This is a genomic window from Tistrella mobilis (assembly GCF_039634785.1).
GTDB lineage: Bacteria > Pseudomonadota > Alphaproteobacteria > Tistrellales > Tistrellaceae > Tistrella > Tistrella mobilis.
The window spans coordinates 169,440-194,099 of sequence record NZ_JBBIAB010000009.1; the positions used below are offsets into that span (position 1 = coordinate 169,440).

General features: G+C 69.2%; 24 protein-coding genes. 15 read left to right on the plus strand and 9 right to left on the minus strand.

All coding sequences use genetic code 11. The features are described from left to right. Positions 1-141 precede the first annotated feature (141 nt). The 4 genes from WI697_RS15220 to WI697_RS15235 all read right to left on the minus strand — a co-directional run bounded on the left by WI697_RS15220 (position 142) and on the right by WI697_RS15235 (position 4,245). Positions 142-1,041 (minus strand): AEC family transporter, encoded by a 900-nt coding sequence (locus WI697_RS15220; RefSeq protein WP_014743861.1) that lies wholly within the window; start codon positions 1,039-1,041, stop codon positions 142-144. Then, complete coding sequence (locus tag WI697_RS15225) at positions 1,038-2,351, minus strand: HlyC/CorC family transporter (RefSeq protein ID WP_062761134.1); 1,314 nt, start codon at positions 2,349-2,351, stop codon at positions 1,038-1,040. The genes WI697_RS15220 and WI697_RS15225 overlap by 4 nt, the downstream gene beginning before the upstream one ends. A gap of 39 nt (positions 2,352-2,390) precedes the next feature. Next, positions 2,391-3,620 carry a 3-dehydroquinate synthase gene (gene aroB, locus WI697_RS15230; protein WP_345959032.1) on the minus strand — a complete coding sequence of 410 codons (1,230 nt, stop codon included), beginning with the start codon at positions 3,618-3,620 and terminating at the stop codon, positions 2,391-2,393. Positions 3,621-3,690: 70 nt separating this feature from the next. After that, complete coding sequence (locus WI697_RS15235) at positions 3,691-4,245, minus strand: shikimate kinase (RefSeq protein WP_062761173.1); 555 nt, start codon at positions 4,243-4,245, stop codon at positions 3,691-3,693. 369 nt (positions 4,246-4,614) lie between these two features. Between WI697_RS15235 and WI697_RS15240 the strand changes: the two genes are divergently transcribed. The 3 genes from WI697_RS15240 to WI697_RS15250 all read left to right on the plus strand — a co-directional run bounded on the left by WI697_RS15240 (position 4,615) and on the right by WI697_RS15250 (position 7,661). Continuing rightward, on the plus strand, positions 4,615-4,749 hold the full coding sequence (locus WI697_RS15240) for a hypothetical protein (RefSeq protein ID WP_014743865.1): 135 nt from the start codon (positions 4,615-4,617) through the stop codon (positions 4,747-4,749). 442 nt (positions 4,750-5,191) lie between these two features. Then, the gene (locus WI697_RS15245) at positions 5,192-6,712 is read left to right on the plus strand and encodes a hypothetical protein (RefSeq protein ID WP_345959033.1); all 1,521 of its coding nucleotides are present in this window, start codon (positions 5,192-5,194) and stop codon (positions 6,710-6,712) included. A gap of 10 nt (positions 6,713-6,722) precedes the next feature. Next, positions 6,723-7,661 carry a tyrosine recombinase gene (locus WI697_RS15250; RefSeq protein ID WP_345959034.1) on the plus strand — a complete coding sequence of 313 codons (939 nt, stop codon included), beginning with the start codon at positions 6,723-6,725 and terminating at the stop codon, positions 7,659-7,661. Here WI697_RS15250 and WI697_RS15255 read toward each other — a convergent pair. Next, on the minus strand, positions 7,658-8,431 hold the full coding sequence (locus WI697_RS15255; protein WP_345959035.1) for an IclR family transcriptional regulator: 774 nt from the start codon (positions 8,429-8,431) through the stop codon (positions 7,658-7,660). The two genes, WI697_RS15250 and WI697_RS15255, sit on opposite strands and share 4 nt — an antisense overlap. A 168-nt stretch (positions 8,432-8,599) precedes the next feature. Here WI697_RS15255 and WI697_RS15260 point away from each other — a divergent pair, with 168 nt between their 5' ends. From WI697_RS15260 to WI697_RS15270, 3 genes are all read left to right on the plus strand, one after another. Continuing rightward, complete coding sequence (locus tag WI697_RS15260; protein WP_014743869.1) at positions 8,600-9,583, plus strand: HpcH/HpaI aldolase/citrate lyase family protein; 984 nt, start codon at positions 8,600-8,602, stop codon at positions 9,581-9,583. Positions 9,584-9,768: 185 nt separating this feature from the next. Then, positions 9,769-10,722: an acetyl-CoA carboxylase carboxyltransferase subunit alpha gene (locus tag WI697_RS15265; RefSeq protein WP_014743870.1), complete on the plus strand. Its 954-nt coding sequence runs from the start codon at positions 9,769-9,771 to the stop codon at positions 10,720-10,722. Next, complete coding sequence (locus WI697_RS15270; protein ID WP_345959036.1) at positions 10,719-11,555, plus strand: ChaN family lipoprotein; 837 nt, start codon at positions 10,719-10,721, stop codon at positions 11,553-11,555. The genes WI697_RS15265 and WI697_RS15270 overlap by 4 nt, the downstream gene beginning before the upstream one ends. Positions 11,556-11,803: 248 nt before the next feature. Here the strand turns inward: WI697_RS15270 and secA are convergent, their stop codons facing one another. Further along, positions 11,804-14,482 (minus strand): preprotein translocase subunit SecA, encoded by a 2,679-nt coding sequence (gene secA, locus WI697_RS15275; protein WP_345959037.1) that lies wholly within the window; start codon positions 14,480-14,482, stop codon positions 11,804-11,806. A 367-nt stretch (positions 14,483-14,849) separates the two neighbouring features. On the opposite strand from secA, the gene WI697_RS15280 reads away from it, so the two are divergent. From WI697_RS15280 to mutT, 3 genes are all read left to right on the plus strand, one after another. Continuing rightward, positions 14,850-15,776 carry a peptidylprolyl isomerase gene (locus tag WI697_RS15280; protein ID WP_345959038.1) on the plus strand — a complete coding sequence of 309 codons (927 nt, stop codon included), beginning with the start codon at positions 14,850-14,852 and terminating at the stop codon, positions 15,774-15,776. 82 nt (positions 15,777-15,858) lie between these two features. Further along, positions 15,859-17,097: a bifunctional glutamate N-acetyltransferase/amino-acid acetyltransferase ArgJ gene (gene argJ / locus WI697_RS15285; RefSeq protein WP_062761424.1), complete on the plus strand. Its 1,239-nt coding sequence runs from the start codon at positions 15,859-15,861 to the stop codon at positions 17,095-17,097. Positions 17,098-17,102: 5 nt separating this feature from the next. Next, complete coding sequence (gene mutT, locus WI697_RS15290; protein ID WP_296717353.1) at positions 17,103-17,582, plus strand: 8-oxo-dGTP diphosphatase MutT; 480 nt, start codon at positions 17,103-17,105, stop codon at positions 17,580-17,582. Between the two features lie 4 nt (positions 17,583-17,586). Here mutT and WI697_RS15295 read toward each other — a convergent pair whose 3' ends face one another. Further along, the gene (locus WI697_RS15295; RefSeq protein ID WP_345959039.1) at positions 17,587-18,498 is read right to left on the minus strand and encodes a methyltransferase domain-containing protein; all 912 of its coding nucleotides are present in this window, start codon (positions 18,496-18,498) and stop codon (positions 17,587-17,589) included. 119 nt (positions 18,499-18,617) lie between these two features. On the opposite strand from WI697_RS15295, the gene WI697_RS15300 reads away from it, so the two are divergent. The 3 genes from WI697_RS15300 (at position 18,618) to WI697_RS15310 (ending at position 20,669) form a co-directional block, all read left to right on the plus strand. After that, a complete protein-coding gene (locus WI697_RS15300; protein ID WP_345959040.1) occupies positions 18,618-19,478 on the plus strand; it encodes a ComF family protein in 861 nt (286 codons plus the stop codon). 103 nt (positions 19,479-19,581) lie between these two features. Then, positions 19,582-19,842 (plus strand): glutaredoxin 3, encoded by a 261-nt coding sequence (gene grxC, locus WI697_RS15305; protein ID WP_345959041.1) that lies wholly within the window; start codon positions 19,582-19,584, stop codon positions 19,840-19,842. Continuing rightward, on the plus strand, positions 19,839-20,669 hold the full coding sequence (locus WI697_RS15310) for a carbon-nitrogen hydrolase family protein (RefSeq protein ID WP_345959042.1): 831 nt from the start codon (positions 19,839-19,841) through the stop codon (positions 20,667-20,669). The genes grxC and WI697_RS15310 overlap by 4 nt, the downstream gene beginning before the upstream one ends. Positions 20,670-20,693: 24 nt before the next feature. On the opposite strand, the gene WI697_RS15315 is transcribed toward WI697_RS15310, so the two are convergent. Together WI697_RS15315 and WI697_RS15320 are read right to left on the minus strand one after the other, a co-directional pair. Further along, positions 20,694-21,395, minus strand: coding sequence for an LrgB family protein (locus WI697_RS15315; protein WP_062768114.1), 702 nt, complete (start codon positions 21,393-21,395; stop codon positions 20,694-20,696). Further along, positions 21,382-21,789 (minus strand): CidA/LrgA family protein, encoded by a 408-nt coding sequence (locus WI697_RS15320; protein ID WP_062768117.1) that lies wholly within the window; start codon positions 21,787-21,789, stop codon positions 21,382-21,384. The genes WI697_RS15315 and WI697_RS15320 overlap by 14 nt, the downstream gene beginning before the upstream one ends. A 101-nt stretch (positions 21,790-21,890) precedes the next feature. Here WI697_RS15320 and WI697_RS15325 point away from each other — a divergent pair, with 101 nt between their 5' ends. The 3 genes from WI697_RS15325 to WI697_RS15335 all read left to right on the plus strand — a co-directional run bounded on the left by WI697_RS15325 (position 21,891) and on the right by WI697_RS15335 (position 24,652). Beyond that, positions 21,891-22,775, plus strand: coding sequence for a LysR family transcriptional regulator (locus WI697_RS15325; protein ID WP_298653468.1), 885 nt, complete (start codon positions 21,891-21,893; stop codon positions 22,773-22,775). 144 nt (positions 22,776-22,919) lie between these two features. Continuing rightward, positions 22,920-24,095, plus strand: a complete 1,176-nt coding sequence (locus tag WI697_RS15330; protein ID WP_345959057.1) for an MFS transporter — start codon at positions 22,920-22,922, stop codon at positions 24,093-24,095. Between the two features lie 56 nt (positions 24,096-24,151). Continuing rightward, positions 24,152-24,652 (plus strand): DUF1178 family protein, encoded by a 501-nt coding sequence (locus WI697_RS15335; protein ID WP_345959043.1) that lies wholly within the window; start codon positions 24,152-24,154, stop codon positions 24,650-24,652. Positions 24,653-24,660 lie beyond the last annotated feature (8 nt).

The window sequence follows — 24,660 nt, forward strand, 5'->3', positions numbered from 1 at the left end:
TACGGCCGCGGCGCATGGCCGGGGCCGTGCCTCGCATCTGAGACGAACGTTCGATCCAATTTCGATCAGGGTACTATACGCGGCGACCGCGCTGTCGTCATCTGCGGTGCAGCATGGACGACCAGACCTGGTCGTCAGCCGTCAATTCATGCCGGCCAGATGCAGCGCCACCCACAGCAGCCCGGGCAGCAGCAGGAAAATCAGCAGGGTGGACGTCACCACCAGCGAGGCCACCTCGGCCGGGGAACGGTCGTAGCGCTGGGCGAAGAGGTAGTTGAACACGGCCACCGGCATCGAGGCCTCGACCAGCAGGACACCCAGTTCCACGCCTTCGAAGCGGAAGACCACCAGGCCGAGGAACAGGGCGACCACGAAGCCGCCCAGGCTGCGCAGCAGGGCCAGTCCCAGCGTGCCCAGCGGCCGCACCGCCTTCATCCGGGCCAGGCTGACGCCCAGCGTGATCAGCATCAGCGGAATGGTGAAACCGCCGATGAGATGGGTGGTGTTGCTCAGGAATTTCGGAACCGGGATCCCGCCAAGCACGAAGATCAGTGCCGCAACCACCGACCAGGGGGCGGGCTGGCGCAGGATGAAGCGCCCGGCCGGTTCGCCCGACAGTACCCAGGCGCCGATGGTGAACTGGCTGACGGCCGAGACTGCGAAATAGCCGATGGCATAGCCCAGCCCCTCGGGCCCGAAGGCGAAGAGGCAGAGCGGCAGGCCCATATTGCCGGCATTGCCGTAGATGATCGGCGTCAGCCAGGTCCGCCAGGGCAGGCCGGCCGCCCGCAGGATCGGCCAGGCGATGAACCCCATCATGACCATGGTCGAGGCGGCGGCGAGCGCGAATTCGCCGAAGGCACCGGGTGCGACCTGGCCGTTGGTCAGGTTGGAAAAGATCAGGCAGGGGACACCGATATTGGTCACCAGATTGGTGATCATGCCGGTGTCATAGGGCTGCCGGAACACCCGGATCCAGGAAAAGCCGATGGCGGCACAAACCAGGATCGGGGCGATGATGGTGATCAACTCGCCGATCATGACCGACCGGCGTCGTGGAGGGCGCCCGCCTGGGCGCGATCTCCGATGGGCGAGAGGCGCAGCTTGGTCACCCGGTTGCGGTGACGGCGGAGCACTTCGGCCTCGATCCCGGCGATGCGGAAGCGCTGGCCGACCTCGGGGATCGCCTTGGCCTCGTGGATGACCAGGCCGGCGATGGTGGTCGCCTCGTCATCCGGCAGGCGCCAGCCGGTTTCGCGGTTGAGATCGCGGATCGTGACGGTGCCGTCGGCCAGAACCCCGCCATCGGCCTGATGCTCCAGACCTTCGACGGCAATGTCATGCTCGTCGACGATCTCGCCGACGATTTCCTCAAGGATGTCCTCCAGCGTCACCAGCCCCTGGATCGTGCCGTATTCGTCGATCACCAGGGCAAAATGGGCATGACGCTGGCGGAAGGCATGGAGCTGGTCGTGCAGCGTGGTGCTGTCGGGGATGAACCAGGGTGTGCGGGCAAGCCCCGGCACGTCGATCTTCTCCACATCGCCGCCCGCCTCGGTCAATGCCCGCAGCATATCCTTGGCATGAAGCACGCCGATGACGTTGTCGGGATCGCCCTGCCACATCGGCAGCCGGGTGTGCGGGCTGGTGGTGACCTGGGCCAGGATCGCAGCGGGCGGCTGGTCGGCGTCGATCGTGGTCATCTGCCGGCGGTGGATCATGATCTCGCCCACCGTCAGATCGCCGAGATCCAGGATGCTCGCCAGCATCTCCTTCTCGTTGCGGGTCTCGGCCGCCGTGGCTTCCGGGTCGTCATAGAGGCGGATGGCGCCGCGCAGATCGTCGGCCGAGACCATCAGCCGGTCGCCTTCGAGCTTGATGCCGATCACCCGTGCCACGCCGCGCACGATCAGGCCGATCACCTTCGAAAACGGCCCCAGGATCCGGACGACCAGGGCGAGCGGGCCCGAGAGAGCCAGGGCCACCCGGTCCGGCTGGTGCAGCGCAACCGTCTTGGGCAGGATCTCGGCAAAGATCAGCAGCAGCAGGGTCATGCCCAGGGTCGCCATTGCGACACCGGCATCGCCGAAGAGCCCGATCAGCACGCTGGTCGCGATCGAGGAGGAGAGGATGTTGACGGCGTTGTTGCCGAGCAGGATGGAGCCGATCAGCCGTTCCCGGTTGGCGGTCAGCTTTTCGACCCTCTGTGCCCGGACATCGCCGTCGGATGCACGCTGGTGCATGCGGGTACGGGAGGCGGCGGTCAGGGCCGTCTCGCTGCCGGAGAAGAAGGCAGACGCGGCGATCAGGACAAGGATGGCGAGCAGGGACAGCCAGAGTTCGGCAGGCATCGGCGGGCGGGTCTCTCTCCCGATCGGATTGGGCCGGTATCAGCCGGCGGGAACGGCCGGGCCCTCGGGGCGACCGGCCAGGATATCGTCGAGCAGGGCGGCCACTTCGGCGGGGGCGACATCATCGGCAATGAACGAGCCGCCGATGCCGCGGGCCAGGATGTAGCGGACCCGGCCTTCGCGGGCCTTCTTGTCCTGGGCGATCGGGGCCATCAGCCCGTCCACGGTCCAGTCGACGCCGGCCACATCCTGCGGGCGGGTCGGCAGGCCGACCGCCGCCAGATGGGCGGTCAGCCGCTCCAGATCGGCCATCGGGCACAGGCCGCGGCGCACCGACAGGCGGAAGGCGGCGACCATGCCGATGGCCACCCCTTCGCCATGAAGCAGACGGCCGTCATAGCCGGCCATCGCTTCGAAGGCATGGCCGAAGGTATGACCCAGGTTCAGGAGCGCGCGCTGGCCGGTCTCGGTCTCGTCGGCGGCCACGATCCGGGCCTTGGCGGCGCAGGAGCGCGCCACGGCCTGGTCGCGCGCCGATCCGGCGCCTGCAATCACCTCGGCCCCGCGCCGTTCCAGCCAGTCGAAAAACGGGGCGTCGTCGATGGCACCGTATTTGACCACTTCGGCATAGCCGGCCAGCAGTTCCCGCCGCGGCAGGGTGGACAGAAGGCCGGTATCGGCGACCACCAGCCCGGGCTGGTGGAAGGCGCCGACCAGGTTCTTGCCATGGCTGGTGTTGATGCCGGTCTTGCCGCCGACCGAGCTGTCGACCTGGGCGAGCAGGGTGGTCGGCACCTGAACGAAGCGGGTGCCCCGCCGCAGCACCGCGGCCGCGAAACCGGCAAGATCGCCGACGACACCGCCGCCGAGGGCGATCACCGGCTGGCCGCGTTCGATGCCCGAGGCGAGCAGGCCGTCGAGCAGGGTCTCCAGCGACCCGAAGCGCTTGGTGCCCTCGCCCGGCGGCAGGATGATGGTGCCATGGGCGATCCCGGCATCGTCGAGGGCGCGGGACAGCACGGCCAGATGGTGGCCGGCCACGGTCTCGTCGGTCACCACCGCTGCCCGGCGCACGCCCATGGTCTCGCGGATCAGCCGGCCGGTCACCGGCAGCAGGCCGTCGCCGACCAGAATGTCGTAGGCGCGATCATCCAGCGGCACCCGGACCCGCCGCGCGGGGGCCGCGACGCCGGGCAGGGTCACCAGTTCCCCGTCATCGGACAGCCGGTTTCTGGTGTCGGGGAGGGGCGTGGCGGTCTGGGCGGTCATCGTCTGGCGGGCTCCGGAGCGGGCGCGGGAACGGGGCAGGGCGGGCGAGGAGAACCGGGGCGACGGGGCGTCATGCCGGCCGCCGCGGGCGGGTTGCTGAAAGAGCGGGCCATTCGGCGGCAAGGGCCGAGATGATCGCATCCACCGCCACTTCATGCGGGGCCTCGGTGCTCTCCACCGTCAGATCGGCCTCGGCATAGACCGGGTGGCGTTCTCTGATCAGCCGTTCCAGTGTCGCCATGGCATCGCCTTCGGCGATCAGCGGCCGGGTGTGGCGGCGCTTGAGCACGCGGCGGGCAATCACCGGCAGTTCGGCCTTCAGCCAGACCGAGATGCCGTCGCGGGCGATGGCGGCACGGGTTTCAGGGTCCATGAAGGCGCCGCCGCCGGTTGCGATCACCCGCGGGCGCTCTTCCAGAAGGCGGGCGAGCACCCTGCGCTCTCCGCGCCGGAATTCGGCCTCGCCATACAGGCGGAAAATCTCGGGCACCGGCAGGCCGGCGGCCTTTTCGATCTCGGTGTCGGCGTCGACGAAATCGATGCCGAGACGCTGGGCGAGCCTGCGGCCGACACTGCTCTTGCCCACGCCCATCAACCCGACCAGGACGATGGAGCGGTCGATCATCCGGCGATCAAAGGCCGGGGCGGTTCCTGTCGCATCATCGCCGGCGGCATCGTCTGCCGGTCTCGGGCTGTCGATGGCGGATGGCTGGTCGTCGTCGGTCAAAGCGGTGAACCGGACTCTGCTGTGGCGGGGCCGTCCCCCGGATGCGGGCCCGGTGCCGCAGCCCCTGGAACGGGAGCGACAGACCGGCGTGCGGCGAATGGTGCGGTGCGCAACCGTTGAAACCATCCGACCGAACCGATAGGCTTCGGGCGACGGCGCCCGACCCGGCCAGAAATAAAGCACAGGTCCGGCAGTCGCGGCAATCGTGCAGGCCGGAGGACCACCGATGTTTCCGGCAGTTGCGAACCCCCGATGCGAGGCGCAGGCGTGCTGATCCGCTTTATCCTGATCATTCTCCTCGTTGCCGTTCTGGGCGGCGGGGCCTTCCTCATGACCTTCGACATGCCGGCGCCGGTGCGCACGGTCGAGAAGGTCGTGCCCAATGACAAACTGCTCCGCTGACCGGAGCGATCCGACACGACGACGCCCGCCGGTGAGCGCATCGGCCGGGCGGCCGCTCGGTGTCGTGCTGGCGCTGGTGCTGGCGGCAGCCTCCGCCTCGGCCATGGCCCAGCCTCTCCGGCTTGTGCCCGACGAGCCGCAGGCGGAAGAGCTGCGGCCGCGCTCCGTCGTTCCGGCGCCGGGGGTTCAGGTCCGTCCGCCTGTCCAGCCGGCGCCGCGCCTGACGCCGCCGCCGCCACCACCGACGGCACCGCGGATCCAGGTGACGCCCGATCAGCTGCGGCCGGCACCGCCGCCTCCTCCGCCGCCGCCTCCTCCACCGCCGCCTCCTCCTCCGCCGCCGCCCCCTCCTCCGCCGCCGCCGCCCCCTCCTCCGCCCCCGCCTCCTCCGCCCCCGCCTCAGGTGACGGAGGACGAGGCGGCGGCATCGGATGCAGAGGATGTGCCGGCAGATCTCTGGCAGGGCAGTACGGCGGCACGGATCGATGCCGCCCTTGCGGCGCTTGGCGGTACCGCACCCTGGCCGACGGCGCGCGAGATGCTGCGCGATCTGCTCGCCACCGACGGTCCGGCGCCGGCCGGAGAGGATGCCGGCGCCTTTGCCGATCGCCGGGCGACGGCGCTGCTCATGCTGGGCGACCCTGCGGCCGCGGTCGACGTGGCCGACGAGGCCGGTCGTCGGCCATCCTCCGATGCCCTGTTCCTGTCGGGCGAAGAACAGCGTGCCTGTGCCGCGGCCCTTCCCGGGCCCTCGGGCACGGCCACGGGGACGGAGGCGGCACCCGCCGCAGCGGATGTTCTGGCCTGCCGTCTGTTTGCGGCTGCCGACGGCACGGCCACGGCCGAACTGGTGTCGATCGGACAGCCGGTTGCAGGTGTGATTGCCCGTGCGGCCGCCGCCCCCGGGCCGGTTGCGATCGACGGTCTGGATCCGGCGGTCCTGACGGCGGCCGATCTGGCGGTGCTTGCCCGGCGGGGCATCGAGCCAGAGGCGACGGCCGACGCCGTGACCGAGTTTGCCGCCGGCCTGAATGACGCCGGGCTGTCGCGGCTGGTGATGAGCGGCGCGATCACGCCGTTCCATCGCCTGGTGCTGGCCGAAGCGGCCGCCACGCGCGGCCTGCTCGCCGGTGAACGTCTGGCCGGTGCCTGGCTGGCGGCAGCGGCGGCCGAGCGCAGTGCCGCCCTGTCGGGCAATGGCCGGGCGGGCGAATCCCGGCCCGAGCGGCGCCGGGCACGGCTGTTCGCAACGGCGGCTGCCGAACGCAATCCGGGCGCGCGGCTCTATGGCGTCGCCACCCTGGTCAAGGCGGCGGCAGAGGCCGACCCGCTGCTGACGGCCACTGCGGCCGCGGCCGTGGCGCCGCTGCTCGACCCTGCGGCCATTCGCGGGCTCGACCCGGACAGCCGTATCATGGCTGCGCGGATCGCGATCGCCGGCGGGGCGGTCGATGCCGCTGCGGCGATGCTGGGGGTTCCGGAAAACCGCCCGGACGCGCTGAGCACGGCGATCGCGGCCGATCCGGAGCTGACGGCGCTGTCGCTCGTCGCCTTTCAGGAGCCGTCGGCGGTGCTCGGTCGCGAGGCGCGCACGGTGGATATCGGCACCTGGCTCGCCGGGCTTGCCGGGCCGGCGCGGGAAGTGGCGACCGCCGCGATCGGCCTGTTCTCGCCCGAGGCCCTGCCATCCCCCGATCCGGCGGCGCCAGCCGTAGAGGATGCCGTGGCACCGGTGCCGGCCGTCTGGTTCGCCCTCCGGGCGGCGGCCGATGCCGGCCGGCTGGGGGAGACGGCGGCGCTGTCGCTGGTTCTGCTTGAAGCCCGGCCCGAGATCGGCGCGATCGGCCTTGCCACGGCACTGGAAGGTTTCCGCCTTGCAGGTTTCGACGACGAGTCCCGCCGGCTTGCGGTCGAGATGATGATCGCGGCCGGCGTGGTTTCGGGGTTGGCGCCGGGTGTCTGAGACATCGGAGATGCCGCCACCCGAGCCGCTGCCTGCCGACCGGCGCGCGATCGAGGCCTTCCTTGAAATGCTGGGGGCAGAGGGTGGGCTTGCCGACAACACCCTCGTCGCCTATGCCACGGATCTGGACGATGCCGCCCGGGCCCTAAGTGCGGATGGCGGGCTGGTCACCGCCGCGGCCGATGCGCTTGCCCGCTATCTGGCGGTGCTGGAGGCGCGCGGGCTGACGGCCGAGACCCAGGCACGGCGGCTGTCGGCCCTGCGCCGCTTTTTCCGTTTTCTGGCGAGCGAGGGCCGCCGTCCCGATCAGCCGACCGATCGGCTGGATGCGCCGCGCCGGCGCCGGCCGCTGCCCAAACTGCTGTCGGAAGACGAGGTCGACCGGCTGATCGCGGCGGCCCATGCCATGCCCGGCCCCGACGGTCGCCGGCTGGCGGCGATCGTGGAACTGCTCTACGCCTCGGGCCTGCGGGTCACGGAGCTGGTGACCCTGCCGGCCGCGGCGCTTGCCCGCGATCCGCAGGTGCTGATGGTGCGCGGCAAGGGCGGCCGCGACCGGCTGGTGCCGCTCGGTGCGCCGGCCAGGGCGGCGGCACGGGCCTATCTCGAGGTGCGGGGCAGCTTCCTGCCGCCGGACCGCACGGCCCAGGGCTTTCTGTTCCCGTCACGTGCCGCAGAAGGCCATCTCACCCGTCAGCGGGTGGGGCAGCTGCTGAAGCTTCTGGCGCTCGGCGCCGGGCTGGATCCGGCGCGGGTCTCCCCCCATGTGCTTCGCCATGCTTTCGCAAGCCATCTGCTGTCGGGCGGGGCCGACCTCCGGGTGGTGCAGCAGCTGCTCGGCCATGCCGACATCACCACCACCCAGATCTATACCCATGTGCTGGATGCCGATCTGCGCCGGGCGATCGAACGGGCGCATCCGCTGTCGACCGCTGATCTGGCCGGCTAGAGCGCCCGCCCGATTTCTGCGGCCGCGTCGCCGACCATGCGCCCCAGCAGGGCCAGCCGGTCGTCCGAGATGCGCGCCGTCGGCCCGCTGATCGAGATGGCGGCCCGGGGGCTTCCGCCGGCACGGCCGGCCGGGATGGCCGCGGCCACGCAGCGCAGGCCCACCGATTGTTCCTCGTCGTCGAGCGCCCAGCCCTGGCTGCGGATCCGGTCCAGCTCCGACGCGATCGTCTCCGTCCCGGCGGGGGCGGGGAGGGAACCGGCCGCGAGCAGGGCCTTGCCGACGCCGGTCGAGACCATCGGCACCCGCGCGCCCGGCCGGGCGAAGGCGCGCATCATCTCGGCACATTCGACCTGGGCCAGATAGAGCATCCGGTCATCCGAACGGATCGCGAGGTTCACGGTCTCGCCCGACCGCTCCATCAGCCGCTGCATCACCGGCCGGGCAGTCTGGACCAGATGGCGGGCGGGATCGAAGGCCTGGCCGGTGACGAAGGCTTCGGGACCGACCTGCCAGAGGCCGGTGCCGCTGTCGAACCGCGCCCAGCCGCGATTGGCCAGCGTGTTCAGCAGCCGGTGGGCGGTGGAGGCGGCAAGACCCGCACGGCGTGCGGCATCCGACAGCCCGATGCCGTCGGGCATCGCGGTGAGCACCGCCATCAGGTCCAGCGCGCGGAGCACGGCCTGCACGCCGCCGGCGGTACCGGCGCCGTCGGGGCCCGGTGCCGAAGGGGTGCCTGCGGCCGAGGTGGAAGAAGGGGGCGTGGTCATGGGCTAGCCATACCATGCTTCCGCGGCGTTTTCCATAGGATGGAAAGGTCTTCCATTTTCTTGCGAGCAGCCGGGGGCTTTGTTATGGTGCACCGCGACAACGGGCGCGGCGTTTCTCCCCTCTCAAAAGCCGGGCGCCCGGACACGAACATCCGGAGAGCGAGACCCATGAGCTTCACGATCGTCAAGGAGGCCACCCCGCGCCTCAACCGCAGCGAACTCGCCGTGCCGGGTTCGAGCCCGAAATTCTTCGAGAAGGCGGCCAAGGGCCCCTCGGACGTGATCTTCCTCGACCTGGAAGATGCTGTGGCGCCGGACGACAAGGAGCAGGCCCGCAAGAACGTCATCCAGGCCCTGAACGACATCGACTGGCGCGGCAACGGCAAGACGATGAGCGTGCGCATCAACGGCCTCGATACGCATTACATGTATCGTGACGTCGTCGACGTGGTGGAGCAGGCGGGCCACAACCTCGACCTGATCATGATCCCGAAGATCGGCACCGCCGGCGACGTCTATGCGCTGGACATGCTGGTTACCCAGATCGAGCAGGCCAAGGGCATCAAGCACCGCATCGGTTTCGAGCTGATCATCGAGACCGCGCTCGGCATGGCGAACATCAACGAGATCGCCAAGGCCAGCCCGCGCCTTGAGTCGCTGCATTTCGGCGTGGCCGACTACTCCGCCTCGACCCGTGCCCGCACCACCAATATCGGCGGCGCCAACGCCGAATACGGCGTGCTGACCGAGGCCGACGCTTCGGGCAAGCGCGATTATCACTGGGGCGATCAGTGGCATTACGCCCTGTCGCGCATGGTCGTCGCGGCCCGCGCCAATGGTCTGCGCCCGATCGACGGCCCCTTCGGCGACATCTCGGACCCGGACGGTTATCGTGCCCAGGCGCTGCGGTCGGCGGCGCTCGGCTGCGAGGGCAAGTGGGCGATCCATCCGTCGCAGGTCGACATCGCCAACGAGGTGATGTCGCCGTCGGAGAAGGACGTCACCAAGGCCCGCCGTATCCTGGAAGCGATGGAGCAGGCCCAGAAGGAAGGCCGCGGAGCGGTCACCCTCGACGGCAAGCTGATCGACATCGCCTCGATCCGCCAGGCCCAGGGCATCGTCGCCAAGGCCGACCAGATCGCCGGGCGCTGAGCCTCTGCCGGCCCCGGGGCCGGGCTTCTGCGGCGGTGCCGGATCTGGCACCGCCGTTTTTTTTGGGCTAAGGTGCGGCCCGACATCGGGAAAACCGTCATTTCCGGCCGTCTCAACCCTTGCCGCCCCGGTTTCGAGGGGGCATGTATGGCCGCGACGTCCCAGCCATCAGCCGAGAGCCCTCCATGAACCATTTCCTGGATTTCGAGAAGCCGATCGCGGAACTCGAGGGGAAGATCAAGGAACTTCGCCACCTGTCGGGCGAGACCGGGGTCAATATCGTCGAGGAGGTCGGCAAGCTCGAGACCAAGGTCGACCGGCTGCTGCGCCAGATCTATGCCAAGCTCTCGCCCTGGCAGAAGACCCAGGTTGCCCGCCATCCGGAGCGGCCGCATTTCAGCCACTACCTCAAGGCGCTGGTGACCGATTTCACCCCGCTGGCGGGTGACCGGGTTTTCGGCGAGGACCAGGCGGTGATCGGCGGCCTCGGCCGGATCGGCGAGCGGGCGGTGATGGTCATCGGCCAGGAAAAGGGCCATGACGTCGAAAGCCGCGTGCGCCACAATTTCGGCATGGCCCGCCCCGAGGGCTATCGCAAGGCCCAGCGCCTGATGCGCATGGCCGACCGCTTCGGCCTGCCGGTGGTGACCTTCGTCGATACCGCCGGTGCCTATCCGGGTGTCGGTGCCGAAGAGCGCGGCCAGGCAGAGGCGATTGCCCGCTCGATCGAGGTCGGCCTGGATCTGCGGGTGCCGGCGATTGCTGTGGTGATCGGCGAGGGCGGCAGTGGCGGGGCGATCGCGCTTGCGGCTGCCAACAAGGTCATGATGCTGGAGCATTCGATCTATTCGGTGATCAGCCCCGAGGGTTGCGCCTCGATCCTCTGGCGCTCGGGCGAGAATGCCAAGGATGCCGCCGAGGCGCTGAAGCTCACCGCACAGGACCTGTTCCGCCTGAAGCTGATCGACCAGATCATCGACGAGCCGATGGGCGGTGCCCATCGCGACCCGGCCGCGGCCATGGCCACCGTCGGCCGTGCGATCGAGGCGGCGCTTGCCGATCTGGAGACGAAGAGCGGCGACGAGCTGCGCAATCTGCGCCGCGACAAGTTCATCGCCATGGGCCGCGATCTCGATTGAGCACGCGTCTGGTCCCCGGCGACTGGGTCGATCCCGCGACCGGCGCGCCGCTGGGCGAAGCCACCCTGCTCGACCGGATCGGGCGGGTGAGGGTGGTGCTTGCCGGGGAGCGTCATGACGACCCCGCCATCCATCACTGGCAGGCCTATGTCGCCCGCCTGCTCCACGATCGCCATGGCTGTGATCGTGCCGGCCGGATGGCGGTCGGGTTCGAGATGTTTCCGACCCGCGTCCAGCCCGTGCTCGATGCCTGGACGCGCGGGGCGATCCCCAGCCTCGAGGCCTTTCTCGAGGCGGTGGACTGGAAAGCGGTCTGGGGGTTCGATCCGGAACTCTATCTGCCGCTGATCCGCTTCTGCCGCCGGCCGGGTGTCAGGATGCTGGCGCTCAACTGCCCGCGTGATCTGGTCCGGCAGGTGGGGCGCGAGGGATGGGATGCCGCGGCAGAGCGCGCCGCGGCCGAAGGCATTTCCCGTCCGGCACCGGCCTCCGACGCCTATCGGCGCCAGCTCGCCGCCATGACCGCTCGTGCCATGGCCGATCCGGCCGGGGATCCCGAAGCCGCCCGGCGCTTCGATCGCTTCGTCATGGCCCAGCAGGTCTGGGACCGGGCCTTTGCCTGCGGCATCGCGCGGGCCCTGACGGATGCGGAACCGCCGGCGGTGGTGCTCGGCATCATCGGGCGTGGTCACATGGCCTTCGGTAACGGCACGCCCCATCAGCTGGCCGATCTCGGCATCCATGACACCGCGGTTCTGATGACCGGATCTGCAGAGGACCCGTTTGCCCTCGCGCCGGGCGCGGCGGACGCGGTCTGGCGCTTCGACGCCTGATCCGGCTCCGTCGGATGTGCCGTCCGCCCACGGATGGCGGCGGCCGCGATTGCGGGTGACATCTTGCGGTGGTTCTAACCATCGCCTAGGTGCGCGCGCCCTGTGTCTTCCGCTCCCCCCATACTCGATGGCAGGGCCTGGGCGCTGCTGCTCGGCCTCGCCGGTGGACGGGCGGCTCTTTCAACGCAAACGCCCGCGGCATCGCTGATGCCGCGGGCGTCCGGCGGAGCGTCGCAGGCGGGCTGGTCTCAGACCAGCCGGCCGTGGCAGTGCTTGAACTTCTTGCCGGAGCCGCAGGGGCAGTTGCTGTTGCGGGGCGTGCGCTCCCAGCCGGCGGGCAGGGCCTCCGGCGGCGCGTCCTCGCCCGGGGCATCGGTCACGGCTGCCGGGCCCGGCAGGCTCTCGGTGGTCGGCTGCATCGGCCGCTCGGCTTCCTGCGGCTGGGGGGTGCCGGCCATGCGGATCTCCAGATGCGACAGCACCTGGGTCACGGTCTCGCGCATGCGATCGAGCATCGCCTCGAACAGCGAGAAGGCCTCGCGCTTGTACTCGTTCAGCGGATCCTTCTGCGCATAGGCGCGCAGCACGATGCCCTGGCGGAGATAGTCCAGCTGGAGCAGATGCTCCTTCCAATGGTGGTCGATGATCTGGAGCAGCAGGCTCTTCTCGACCCGGTGCATGGTCTCGGCGCCATAGGCCTCGATCTTCTGCGCCATCACCGCATCCGACGCCTCGGTGATCCGCTCGCGCAGAATGTCGGGGTCGATGCCTTCCTCGGCCGCCCAGTCCTTGATCGGCAGCTCGACCGCCAGCACCTTGCGGCAGCGTTCGGCCAGCTCGTCTACATTCCACTGCTCGGGATACGACTTCTCGGGCGCGTATTCCGAGACAATCTCGCCGATGACCTCGTGGCGCATCGACAGCACGGTATCGTCGACGCGCTCGGCATTCATCATCTCGCGACGCTGCTCGTAGACGACCTTGCGCTGGTCGTTCATCACGTCGTCATAGCGCAGCAGGTTCTTGCGGATGTCGAAATTGCGGGCTTCGACCTTCTGCTGGGCCTTTTCGAGCGCCTTGTTGATCCAGGGATGGGTGATCGCCTCACCCTCTTCCAGACCCAGGCGCTTCAGCATGCCGTCGATGCGCTCCGAGCCGAAGATGCGCATCAGGTCGTCTTCGAGCGAGACGAAGAACTTCGAGGCACCCGGATCGCCCTGACGGCCCGAGCGGCCGCGGAGCTGGTTGTCGATGCGCCGGCTTTCATGGCGCTCCGAGCCGATGACGTAGAGGCCGCCGGCCGCCATCACCTTCGCCTTGGCCTCTTCGAGCTGGGCTGCGATCTCGGCGGTGCGGCGGGTACGTTCGGCCTCGTCGGTGACGTCGGCCAGTTCGACCTCCACCCGCATTTCGAGATTGCCGCCGAGCTGGATGTCGGTGCCGCGGCCGGCCATGTTGGTCGCGATGGTCACGGCACCCGGCCGGCCGGCCTGGGCGACGATCTGGGCTTCCTGCTCGTGATAGCGGGCATTCAGCACCTGGTGGGGCACGCCCGCCTCGGTGAACAGCCGCGAGATCAGCTCGGACTTCTCGATCGACACCGTGCCGATCAGCACCGGCTGGCCCTTGGCCGAGGCCTGCTTCACCTCGGTGACGATCGCCTGGATCTTCTCGCGCTCGGTCCGGTAGACCTCGTCGTCGGCATCCTTGCGCTGCACCGGCCGGTTGGTCGGGATGGCGACGACTTCGAGCTTGTAGATCTCGCCGAACTCGCCCGCTTCGGTCAGCGCCGTGCCGGTCATGCCGGACAGCTTCGGGTAGAGGCGGAAATAGTTCTGGAAGGTGATCGACGCGAGCGTCTGGTTCTCGTTCTGGATCGTCACCCGCTCTTTCGCCTCGAGGGCCTGATGCAGCCCTTCGGAATAGCGGCGTCCGTCCATCATGCGGCCGGTGAACTCGTCGATGATGATGACCTTGTCATCCTTGACGATGTAGTCCACGTCCCGGGTGAACAGCTTGTGGGCGCGCAGCGCCTGGTTCACGTGATGGACGATGGCGACGTTCTCGACGTCGTAGAGCCCGCCCTGGATCAGCCCGGCCTCGCGCAGCCCGTTCTCGATCCGCTCCTGGCCGGCTTCGGTCAGGATCACCGTGCGCTGCTTCTCGTCCTTCTCGAAATCTTCCTCGCCCAGGCCGGGGATGAAGGTGTCGACCAGGCGGTACAGGTCGGAATTGTCCTCGGTGGGGCCCGAGATGATCAGCGGCGTGCGCGCTTCGTCGATCAGGATGCTGTCGACCTCGTCGACGACCGCGAAGTTGAACGGCCGCTGGACCATCTGCTCCAGACCGTACTTCATGTTGTCGCGCAGATAGTCGAAGCCGAACTCGTTATTGGTGCCGTAGGTGATGTCCGCGGCATAGGCGAGGCGGCGGGAATGGTCGTCCATGCCGGGCAGGATCACGCCGACCGTCAGGCCGAGGAAACGATGGACCTGACCCATCCAGTGCGAGTCGCGCCGGGCCAGATAGTCGTTCACCGTCACGACGTGGACGCCCTTGCCCTCGATCGCGTTCAGATAGGCGGCGAGCGTCGAGACCAGGGTCTTGCCTTCGCCGGTCTTCATCTCGGCGATCTTGCCCTGGTGCAGAACCATGCCGCCGATCAGCTGGACGTCGAAATGCCGCTGACCCAGAACCCGCCGCGCGGCCTCGCGCACGGTTGCAAAAGCGTCCACCAGAATGGAGTCGAGCGTCTCACCCTTGGCGAGACGCTCGCGGAACTGGTCGGTGCGTGCGCGCAGCGCCTCATCGTCGAGGGCCTGAACCTCGGGCTCCTTGGCGTTGATGGCCTGCACCGCCCGCTGGAGCGACTTCACCGTCCGATCGTTGGCGGTTCCGAAAACCCGCCGGGCAAGAGCGCCGAACATGTAATCCCCTGACCTGCTCCACGAAACACGCGAGACCGTCCGGACCGGAGCATGCGGGGTGCGGACGGCGACGTCATCATGCGCGCGACAGACCATGGATGCGAGCGGAACCCGCCTCCACGGACGTTCCTCAAATAAGGGGTCGTGGGTGCCCTGTCAATCACGCGGGGTTCCCGGCCCGCGCTTCGCCGCCGATGGCGCTGCACGCTTGCAAGGTCATGGGTTTTCGGCACTTGTGATCAGCGTGGGCCTGTGCATCATGAGCGTCCTGATCTGCTGGCGGCGAAGTCGTCGGCAGGCGTCCTGACGGGCCGGCGACCTCTGCCCGATCCCCGCGCCCCGACCGACCCTTAGGGAGACTGTCCGCATGCTCATCCGCAGCGCGCGCCGGCCGATCACCGCCGCCCTCGCCGCCCTGCTTCTCGCCTCGGTCACCCATGTTTCGGCGCTGCGCGCCGAAGAGGCGAAGCCCGCAGCCGACGATCCGGTGGTTGCCCTCGTCGACGGGGCCGAGATCCATCGCTCGGACGTGGTCGCGGCGTACGAAACCCTGCCGCCGCCCTACCGTTCGCTGCCCTTCGCGCAGCTTTACGATACGCTGCTCGACAATGTGATCAGCAGCCGGCTGATGGTCGAAGCCGCCCGCAAGCAGGGTCTGGAAGAGGATGCCGAGGTCAAGACCCGCATCCAGCGTGCCGCCGACCGGGTGCTGACCGAATCCTATCTGACCAAGCTGATCGACGACGCGGTCACCGAGGATGCGCTGAAGGCCGAGTATGAGGCCTTCAAGAAGGACTTCCAGCCCGAGGACGAGGTCCACGCCCGCCATATCCTGGTGGCGACCGAAGACGAAGCCAAGGCGATCAAGGCCGAGCTCGACAAGGGTGCGGATTTCGCCAAGCTCGCGTCCGAGAAGTCGACGGATCCCGGTGCCGCCAATGGTGGCGATCTGGGCTTCTTCACCGCCGACCGGATGGTGAAGCCCTTCGCCGATGCGGCCTTCGCGATGAAGCCCGGCGAGATTTCGGATCCGGTCCAGACCCAGTTCGGCTGGCACGTGATCAAGCTGGAAGAGCGCCGCAAGCAGCCGGTTCCCGCCTTCGACGAGAAGAAGCAGGAGCTGGAGATGGAGCTGCAGCGCAAGACCGTCGATCAGACGCTCGAGGCGCTGCGCAAGGATGCGAAGATCGAGCGTGTCGAGGAAGCGGCCCCCGCGGCTGCCGCCCCGGCCGCCGGAGCGCCCGCATCCGAGGCGCCCGCCGCCCAGACCCCGGCCGCGAAGCCCCAGGGCTGACGCGGGCCATCTTCAGTCTGCCGATCCACACGGCGGGGGATGACATCATCCTCCGCCGTCATACCGTCCGGAGAGATTGCCCATGAGCGCCAAGACGTCGCCGCTGGCCCCTGCCGCCTTCCCCGATCTGCCCCAGGTTGCGGGGGTCCGTCTCGCCACCGGCATGACCGGTCTGCGCTACAAGGGCCGCGACGACCTGCTCTGGGCGGAATTCGCCCCCGGCACCGTCGTGGCCGGGTGCTTCACCACCTCGGCCACCCGTGCAGCACCGGTGCGCTGGTGCGAAACGGCGCTGGCCGGCGGCCGTGCCCGGGCGCTGGTGGTGAATGCCGGCAATGCCAATGCCTTCACCGGCCCGACCGGCGCCCGTGCGGTTGCAGCCGAGGTCGATGGTGCCGCAGCCGTTCTGGGTTGTGCCCGCGAAGAGGTCTTCGTGGCCTCGACCGGCGTGATCGGCGTGCCGCTCGACCCGAAGCCGATCGTCGACATGATGGCCGATCTGTCGGGCCGGGCCAGCGATGCGGCCGATGCCTGGGCGCCGGCCGCGAAGTCGATCATGACCACCGACACCTTCCCGAAGGGAGCCTCCGCCACCGTCACCATCGGCGGCCGCAGCGTCACCGTGGTGGGCTTCGCCAAGGGCTCGGGCATGATCGCCCCCAACATGGCGACCATGCTGGGCTTCGTCTTCACCGATGCCGCGATCGGCGCGACGCTGGCGCAGCGCCTGCTTGCCCGCGGCGTCGATCGCTCGTTCAACGCCATCACGGTCGATGGCGACACCTCGACCAATGACTGCGTGATGCTGTTCGCGACCGGCGCTGCGGGCAACCCCCTGCTGGCCGAAGAGGATGCCGACGGTGCGGCCTTCGCCGAGGCGCTGGAAGCCGTGCTGTCGGATCTGGCCCGCCAGGTGGTGCGCGACGGCGAGGGGGCGACCAAGTTCGTCACCCTCAAGATCACCGGCGCCGAGGATGACGGCGCCGCCCGCCGCATCGGCCTGACCGTCGCCAACTCGCCCCTGGTCAAGACCGCCATTGCCGGTTCCGACGCCAATTGGGGCCGCATCGTGGCGGCGCTCGGCCGGTCGGGTGAACGGGTGGCCGAGGACCGGCTGCGCATTCATATCGGCGGCGTGCTGGTCGCCGAGAACGGCGCGGTACATCCCGACTATGACGAGAAGGCCTATGTCGCCGGCTATATGAAGGGGCAGGAGATCGACATCGCGGTCGATGTCGGTGTGGGCGAGGGCGTGGCCACGGTCTGGACCTGCGATCTGACCCACGGCTATATCGACATCAACGCCGACTACCGGAGCTGAGCGGCATGGCGGCGACCGACACGGCCGGTGACGAGGAACTCTATGGCTGTGCCGCGGCACCGGCCTTGCCCGCCGGTCCGGCGAAGCTGCTCCTGGTTGTGGCGGTCGCACTTCTCGACGTCGACAACCGGGTGCTGATCGCCAAACGTCCCGAGGGCAAGGCGATGGCCGGGCTTTGGGAGTTTCCCGGCGGCAAGGTGGCCCCGGGGGAGCGGCCCGAGGCGGCGCTGGTGCGCGAGCTGCACGAGGAACTGGGTATCGACACCAGCACCTCGTGTCTGGCGCCGGCCACGTTCGCGAGCCACGCCTATCCGGATTTCCACCTGTTGATGCCGGTCTATGTCTGCCGGCAATGGCGCGGTACGCCCACCCCGCGCGAAGGCCAGGAACTCGCCTGGGTGCGGATCTCGAAGCTGCGCGACTATCCGATGCCGCCGGCCGATCTGCCGCTGATCGCGATGCTCCGCGACATGATCGGCGGCTGACGCCTCAGCCTGCGTCGCCTCCTCCGCCCGGTACCTCTGCCCTCAACCGCGCCAGCATGTCGCTCATTGCCGTATCGGCGGTGCCGCGGCGACGCGGCTGCGGCTGGCCGGCCGCTTTCTTCCAGCCGGCGAGGTGGATCAGATCCAGTGTCGCCGGCACCCGCCCATCGGGGCGGGCGAAGCGCTCCACATAGATCTCCATCGCCCGCATCAGGGTCGCCCGCTTCAGCGGCGCGCGGCGGCGATCGTGGAGCACGTTGGTGGCGCCGATCATCCGCAGCTCGGCCAGAAGCTTCAGCGGGTGGGCATAGGTCAGCGTGATGGTGTCGACATCGACCACCGGCAGCTGAAAGCCCGCCCGCTGCATCAGCCCGGCCGCATCGCGCAATTCGGCAAAGGGCGAGACCCGCGGCGACAGCCCGCCGTCGATCTCGATTTCGGCCGCGGTCAGCGCCTCGCGCAGCTCCTTCAGGCTGGAACCGCCGGCGATCGCGCCCAGAAACAGCCCGTCGGGCTTCAGCGCCCGCTCGATCTGGATCAGCGCGCCCGGCAGATCATTGGTCCAGTGCAGCGAGAACAGGCCCAGCACCAGATCCATCGAGCCGTCGGCAATCGGCAGCAGTTCTTCATCCGCCACCACCACGGGCCCCGCATCGGCAGCGGCCATGGCCGGCGAGAGGTCCAGCCCGATCAGGGTCTCGATACCCCGCCGGCCCTGGAAGATGTCGCGGCTGGCACCGTCGCGGGAGCCGATCATCAGCGCCCGCGGGAAATCCCGCAGCACATCGTCCAGCCGTTCGGCCAGACGCTCGGCGACTTCACGAAGCAGAAAGCCGTGATCGCCGCCGGCGCGGGCGGCGCGATCGCGCCGGCGGCGCAGGAGCGCACGGTCGAACAGGCGGATGGGATCGGTCATGGCCGCTATATGGCACGGCCGGCCGCCTGCGGCAACAGCCCGTACCGGATGAGACTTGCGCGCGCATGTCCCGGACATCATGATCGCATGGCGACAGATTGTCAGGGGGAGGTGACGTCGTGGTCGAGGATGCGGTCGATGGCGGCATGCGGCCGGCTGCGGCCCTGGTCCGCCGGATGGCCGGTCTGCTGGCCGGTGTCGGGCGGGTGTTGCTGGATGCGGCCCTGCCGCCGCTCTGCGGGTTGTGCCGTGCACCGGTGGATCGCCCGGGGTTGTGCGGTGCCTGCTGGTCCGGGCTGGTCTTCGTCACCGGCCCGATCTGTGACCGCTGCGGCGTGCCGCTGCCATCGGATCCGGGCGGCCCGGCTGTCTGCGGCGGCTGTGCGGCGAAGCCCCCGGCCTTTGCCATGGCCCGGGCGCCGCTGATCTACGAGGGGACCTCGAAACGCCTGGTGCTGGCGCTGAAGCATGGCGATGCCGGGCATCTGGCGCCGATGCTGGGCCGGCTGATGGCGCCGGTGGCGCGGGGGTTGGGGCCCGTCGATCTGGTGGTGCCGGTGCCGCTGCACTGGCGCCGACGGCTGAAGCGTCGCGACAATCAGTCCGCCGTGCTGGCACGGGCGCTGGCCGGCGAGCTGGGGCTGGCCCACGAGCCCAGGCTGCTGCGCCGGGCGCGGTTCACGGCATCCCAGGGCAACAAGGGGCGCGAGGCACGGGCCCGCAACGTCGCCGGTGCCATGCGGGTACCGGCCGGGACAGCCTTGCGGTCGCGGCTGGCGGGGGCCCGGGTGCTGCTGGTCGATGACGTGCTGACCACCGGCGCCACGGCCGAGGCCTGCAGCCGTGCCCTGATCCGTGCCGGGGCCGCCGCCGTGGTGGTCATCGCGGCGGCCCGGGTGCCGGCTCCTGGCGACGGGATCCGACACATGGTGGATCCTGCAACGCTGCCGGCCGAGGGAGAGGCATCCGAGAGGCTTTGAGACGGCGCGATCATCCCTATATCATTGGAACGTTTCCAATGGTCGCGGGTGCCGCTGCGCCCGGGGCTTCCCGTCCACCAGCCGAAGGGATCCGAGGTTCATCGTGGCCGAGGTCATCATCTATTCGACGCCGATCTGCCCCTATTGCGCACGCGCCAAGGCGCTGCTGGAGCGGAAGGGCGTGAGCTACACCGATATCGACGTCTACAGCGACCGGTCGCTCCGTGCGGAAATGACCGAGAAGGCCGGCGGGCGGACCAGCGTGCCGCAGATCTTCATCGACGGTGCCCATGTCGGCGGCTGTGACGATCTTTATGCGCTGGAGCGTGCCGGCAAGCTGGATCCGATGCTGGGGGCGGCGTGATCACCCGCGTCGCCTGCATCCAGACCACGGCAACGCCAGACATGGCGGCGGGGCTGGACCGGATCGCGGGTTTCGTCGCCGATGCGGCAGGCCGGGGCGCGCGGCTGGTGATGCTGCCCGAGATGTCGGCAATGCTGGCCCCCGGCCCCGAGCAACGCGCGGCCGCCCTGGCCGAAGCGGAGCATCCGGCGGTGGCGGCCTTTGCGCGCATGGCGCGGGAGGCGGGGATCTGGCTGCATTGCGGATCGATCGCGGTCGGCGCACCGGCCGCAGGCGACGAGCGGCTCGCCAACCGGACGCTGGTCTTCGACCAGAACGGGGTGATCGTCGCCCGTTACGACAAGATCCACCTCTTCGACGTCGGCGATCTGGCCGACGGCCAGAGCTATCGCGAAAGCGACCGCTACCGTCCGGGCGATCAGGCCAGGGTGATCGACACCCCCGCCGGCCGGATGGGGCTCAGCATCTGCTACGACCTGCGCTTTCCCCATCTCTATCAGGCGCTGGCCGATGCCGGGGCAAGCGTGCTCGCCATTCCTGCCGCCTTCACGGTGCCGACCGGCCGGGCCCATTGGCATGCGCTGATGCGGGCACGGGCGATCGAGACCGGCTGCTGGGTGATGGCCCCTGCCCAGGCCGGCGAGCATTATCCCGGCCGCCGCACCTATGGCCACAGCCTGATCGTCTCGCCCTGGGGCGAGGTGGTGGCAGAGGCCGATGGGGAGAGCGAAGGCGTGATCCTGGCCGATCTGGATACCGATGCGGTGACGGCGGCGCGCAGCAAGGTGCCCTCGCTCGCCAACCGGCGCAGCTTTACCGGCCCCTGATCCGGGGCCGGCGTCAGCGGGTGGTCAGGCGGCGAGCATCGCCGCCAGCACCGGTGCCATCAGCACGTTGAACAATCCTGCCAGCACCATCACCAGGCCGGCGATCGAGCCTTCCTCGGTGCCGATCTGGTGGGCCTTGGCGACGCCGGCGCCATGGGCGCCCATGCCGAACAGCGCACCTCGGGCAAGGCTGGAGCGGAGCGGCAGCCAGGTCAGCATGATCTCGCCGATGGCGGCACCGCAGACGCCGGTCAGGATCACGAAGACTGCCGTCAGATCGGGCAGGCCGCCGATATCGTCGGACACCGCCATGGCGAAGGGCATGGTCACCGAGCGCGGCATCAGGCTGCGCGCCAGCTGGTCCGACAGGCCCAGCAGATGGGCCATGCCCCAGGCGCTGGCCATGGCGATCCCGCTGCCGATAACCACGCCCAGCGTCAGGATCGGCCAGTAGCGGCGGATCACCGCCCGCCGTTCCCAGATCGGCAGGGCGAAGGCCACGGTGGCAGGGCCGACCATGATCGTCAGCCAGTGGCTGCCGCGGTTGTAGTCGCCATATCCCGCCTGCATGATGGTGGCGAGCAGGATCAGCAGGGCGGGGGTGACCAGCAGTGGCGAACTCCACCAGCGCGGCCGGATGCGGTTCAGGGCGCGGGCGCCGATATAGAAGGCGATGGTGGCGGCCGGCCAGAAGAGCAGGGTCGCCGGATCCTCAGGCAGGGTCATGGCGCGTCCTCAGGCGAAAGAAGAGTTCGACGGTCAGCGCCGTCGACACCATCACCATCAGCGTGCCGGTCATGATCACGGCCAGCAGCTTCAGGCCCAGCGTGCCCAGGAATTCGTGATGGTCGAGCACGGCCATCACCGCGGGCACGAAGAACAGCAGCATCTCGGCCAGCAGCCATTTTGCGCCCCGGCCCAGGCTGTCGGGCCGGATGCGATGGGTGGCGAGCAGGACCAGCACCGCGGCCATGCCCAGAATGCCGCCCGGCACCGGCAGCGCCAGTTGGCGCACCGCGGTCTCGCCCACGGCCCAGAAACCGGCCAGCAGCGTGATCTGCACCAGACGGTTGCGGTGGAGCGTATGACGGATGGCGGCGGCGAGACGCTGGCGGCGCATGGGACGGACCCTCCATGGGTTTACGAGGGACAGTCTATGCTGCATTGCGGCATGGCGAAAATGAATTGATTGCATCTTAAAGATGCGTATAAGGAATGCCCATGGAACTGCGCACGCTCAGAGCATTCGTCGAGGTGGTCCGCCAGGGAGGTTTCTCCCAGGCGGCCAAGGTCGTGAACACCACCCAGCCGACCATCAGCAAGGCGGTCAGGCAGCTGGAGGACGATCTGGGCACGCCGCTGCTCGACCGGGTCGGCCATCGCAGCGAGCTGACCGAGGCCGGGCGGATCGTCTATCGCCGCGCCCTGTCGATGCTGGCCGAACGCGACGACATGATCGCCGAACTGGACGAGCTGCGCGGGCTGAAGCGCGGCACGCTCCGTCTGGGGCTGCCGCCGCTCGGCTCCGCCACGCTGTTCGCGCCGCTCTTCGCAATCTTTCGCAGCCGTTATCCGGGCATCGACATCGGGCTTGTGGAGCATGGCAGCAAGCGGCTGGAAGAGGTGCTGCTGGCGGGTGAGGTCGACATGGCGGCGTCCCTGCTGCCGGTCTCGGAAGAATTCGACTGGCAGGCCATCCGCGCCGAGCCCCTGACGGCGCTGCTCGCCCTCGACCATCCGCTGGCCGATGCCCCGAAGATCGATCTGCCGATGCTGGCCGAGCACCCGCTGATCCTGTTCGAAAGCGGCTTTGCGCTGAACAAGATCATTCTGGATGCCTGCCGTCGCCATGGCTTCCGCCCCAACATCGCCGCGCGCAGCGGCCAGATCGATTTCATCGTCGAACTGGCGGCGGCCGGCCTCGGCATCGCCTTTCTGCCGCGGATGATCGCCGAGCAGCGCCGTCATGCGGCGGTGCGTCTGGTGCCGCTCGACGATCCGGAAGCGCAGTGGCATATGGCCCTGATCTGGCGCCGTGGCGGCTATCTCTCCCATGCGGCGCGGGCCTGGCTGGCGCTGACCCGCGAGGTGCACGGGCACGGCTGACCACATGCCGGGCAGGCATGGGTCATATTCGAACAATTCATTTTAAACCGGACATGCTGCGGCGCACTGTGAACGGCCCGGGTGCAGGTGACGAGCCGCCCCAGACCCACAGGAAGACCAAAGCCTATGGCCCGCCGCCTGTCCCTGCCGCTGCCCCTGATCGCGCTGGCGATCGCGTCCTTCGGCATCGGCACCACCGAATTCGTCATCATGGGCCTGCTGCCCGATGTCGCCCGTGATCTTGGGGTCGACATTCCGGCTGCCGGGCTGCTGGTGACCGGCTATGCCCTGGGCGTGACCTTCGGGGCGCCGGTGCTGGCGATTTCGACCGCGCGGCTGGAGCGGCGCACGGCGCTGCTGCTGCTGATCGGCATCTTCATCCTGGGCAATCTGCTCTGCGCGATCGCGCCCGATTATGCGCTGCTGATGGCGGCGCGGGTGGTGACGGCTTTCTGCCACGGCGCCTTCTTCGGCCTCGGTGCCGTGGTCGCGGCCCAGGTGGTGGCACCCGAGAAGCGGGCGCAGGCGATCGCAATCATGTTCTCGGGCCTCACCCTCGCCAATGTCCTGGGGGTGCCTTTCGGTACGGCGCTGGGGCAGGCGCTGGGCTGGCGCGCGACCTTCTGGGCGGTGGTCGCGATCGGGGTCTTTGCGGCGGCCGGCCTCTGGGCCTGGCTGCCGCGGGGACTGCGCATCGGCTCGGCCGGTTTCCTGGGGGAGTTGCGCAGCCTCGGCCGCGCGCAGGTGCTGCTGGCGATGGCGATCAGCGTGCTCGCCTCCGCCAGCCTGTTCAGCGTCTTCACCTATATCGTCCCTATGCTTCAGGACGTGACCGGCATCGCGCCGGGCCGGGTCACCATCGTCCTGCTGCTGCTGGGCGTGGGGCTGACGGTCGGCAATCTGATCGGCGGCCGGTTGGGCGACTGGCGGCTGATGCCGGCGGTGATCGGCCTCTTCGCCGCCGTGATGGCCGTGCTCGGTACGTTCACCATCGGCGTCCATGCCGTCGTGCCGGCCGTGATCTGCGTCATCCTGTGGGGGGCGGTGGCCTTCGCGCTGGTCTCGCCGCTGCAGATGCGGGTGGTGAACGAGGCGCGCGGCGCCCCCAACCTAGCCTCCACCCTCAACCAGGGCGCCTTCAATCTGGGCAATGCCATCGGCGCCTGGGCGGGCGGCGTCGCCATCACCCATGGCCTGCCCTATGCCCAGATCCCCTGGATCGGAGTGGGGCTGGCTGCGGCCGGCATGGGGCTCGCGGCGGTGTCGCACCGCCTGGACCGTATGCGGCTCTTGCCTGAAGACCCCGCTCGTGCCATCTAAATCGCAACGGCCCTGCAATCTGCGGGGCCGGGAGAGCGGGAGAGCGGATCGGCGGCATGATCGTCTTCGACCTCAAATGCAGCGCGGGCCATCGTTTCGAGGCCTGGTTCAGGGACAGCGACACCTTCACGGCCCAGGCCGCGGCGGGTGAAGTCGCCTGCCCGGTCTGCGGCGATCAGAAGGTCGAGAAGGCATTGATGGCCCCCCGGCTCAATGTGCGCTCGCACGCCCGCGACGAGGCCGCGCCTGCGCCGGTGCCGACGGCTGCGGCAGAGGTGCCGCCGGCACAGCCGCCCGCCCCGGCCGATCCGGCCGCCGAGCGGCTGATGGCCGTTCAGGGCGAGGTGATGAAGCGGCTGCGCGAGATCCGCCGCGAGGTGGAGGCGAATTGCGATTTCGTCGGCGACCGCTTCGCCGAAGAGGCCCGCAGCATGCATCTGGGCGAGACCCCGGCCCGCCCGATCTACGGCCAGACCACCGATGCCGAGGCGGAAAGCCTGCGCGAGGATGGCGTTCCCTTTGCCGCCATCCCCTGGCTGCCGCGCGAGGACGGCTGACGACTTTT

Coding starts and splice junctions, on each gene's coding strand:
- WI697_RS15225 (WP_062761134.1), bottom strand. CDS start 2,351: ATGCCTGCCGAACTCTGGCTGTCCCTGCTCGCCATCCTTGTCCTGATC.
- WI697_RS15325 (WP_298653468.1), top strand. CDS start 21,891: ATGGAACTGCGCACGCTCAGAGCATTCGTCGAGGTGGTCCGCCAGGGA.
- WI697_RS15295 (WP_345959039.1), bottom strand. CDS start 18,498: ATGACCGATCCCATCCGCCTGTTCGACCGTGCGCTCCTGCGCCGCCGG.
- mutT (WP_296717353.1), top strand. CDS start 17,103: ATGGCGGCGACCGACACGGCCGGTGACGAGGAACTCTATGGCTGTGCC.
- argJ (WP_062761424.1), top strand. CDS start 15,859: ATGAGCGCCAAGACGTCGCCGCTGGCCCCTGCCGCCTTCCCCGATCTG.
- WI697_RS15265 (WP_014743870.1), top strand. CDS start 9,769: ATGAACCATTTCCTGGATTTCGAGAAGCCGATCGCGGAACTCGAGGGG.
- WI697_RS15250 (WP_345959034.1), top strand. CDS start 6,723: ATGCCGCCACCCGAGCCGCTGCCTGCCGACCGGCGCGCGATCGAGGCC.
- WI697_RS15335 (WP_345959043.1), top strand. CDS start 24,152: ATGATCGTCTTCGACCTCAAATGCAGCGCGGGCCATCGTTTCGAGGCC.
- secA (WP_345959037.1), bottom strand. CDS start 14,482: ATGTTCGGCGCTCTTGCCCGGCGGGTTTTCGGAACCGCCAACGATCGG.
- WI697_RS15255 (WP_345959035.1), bottom strand. CDS start 8,431: ATGACCACGCCCCCTTCTTCCACCTCGGCCGCAGGCACCCCTTCGGCA.
- WI697_RS15320 (WP_062768117.1), bottom strand. CDS start 21,789: ATGCGCCGCCAGCGTCTCGCCGCCGCCATCCGTCATACGCTCCACCGC.
- WI697_RS15220 (WP_014743861.1), bottom strand. CDS start 1,041: ATGATCGGCGAGTTGATCACCATCATCGCCCCGATCCTGGTTTGTGCC.
- WI697_RS15235 (WP_062761173.1), bottom strand. CDS start 4,245: ATGATCGACCGCTCCATCGTCCTGGTCGGGTTGATGGGCGTGGGCAAG.
- aroB (WP_345959032.1), bottom strand. CDS start 3,620: ATGACCGCCCAGACCGCCACGCCCCTCCCCGACACCAGAAACCGGCTG.
- WI697_RS15260 (WP_014743869.1), top strand. CDS start 8,600: ATGAGCTTCACGATCGTCAAGGAGGCCACCCCGCGCCTCAACCGCAGC.
- WI697_RS15280 (WP_345959038.1), top strand. CDS start 14,850: ATGCTCATCCGCAGCGCGCGCCGGCCGATCACCGCCGCCCTCGCCGCC.
- WI697_RS15315 (WP_062768114.1), bottom strand. CDS start 21,395: ATGACCCTGCCTGAGGATCCGGCGACCCTGCTCTTCTGGCCGGCCGCC.